This is a genomic window from Pseudogemmobacter sp. TB195 (assembly GCF_058313095.1).
In genome coordinates this window covers 1-619 of record NZ_JBZEGG010000140.1, presented here as the reverse complement: position 1 = coordinate 619, position 619 = coordinate 1, and the positions used below count along the sequence as shown (strand labels likewise).

Genomic DNA, 619 nt, shown 5'->3' with positions numbered 1-619 from the left:
CCCGGGCGGGCATCGCCCCCACGGGCTGGATCAGCAGCCGCCCGGCCAGCTCCCCGGCCGGCAGATCACGCGGGGCCTCGGCCATCAGCCGCAGGACGCAATCGGCGCTCGACACATTGTCGATCATCACCGGTATCTTGTGACCGCCGACCATCAGCACGCCGCGACGTTCGATGTTCAGCGACGGCTGGCGCGCGGCGGACCGGCGCTCGGCCACGGCGCCAAGGCAGGCGCCGGCGATCATGAGGTTGAGGGCGTTCCACAATCCCACGATGATCATCGCCGCCGAGACGCCCGGCTCGGTGAAGAACCGGTAGGTGACCACCACCATGGCCAGCAGCAACACGCCGAACAGCACGAAGAATGGCCAGGCCAGCTCGGACAGGTGATCGTCGAAGGAAACGTCGTTCTTCGCCGTCACATTGAAGCTCGGCTTGCGCGGGTTCATGAGCACCGCGCCGATCGCCCGCACCAGGAACATGCCCTGGAGCGTCTCATACATCTCCGACACCCACGGCCAGCGCACCCGGCCATAGAGGTAGTTCTGCAACATCAGCGACGCGATCATGTAAGTAAACGTGAACGCGATCGATTCATCGACCGTGGCGACGAAAATACG

The 619-nt window shown here is 64.9% G+C and carries 1 pseudogene; it reads right to left on the bottom strand.

The annotated features are described in order from the left end of the window. Positions 1-619: pseudogene (locus tag AC4FS3_RS29035) on the bottom strand (hypothetical protein); the annotation flags it as partial.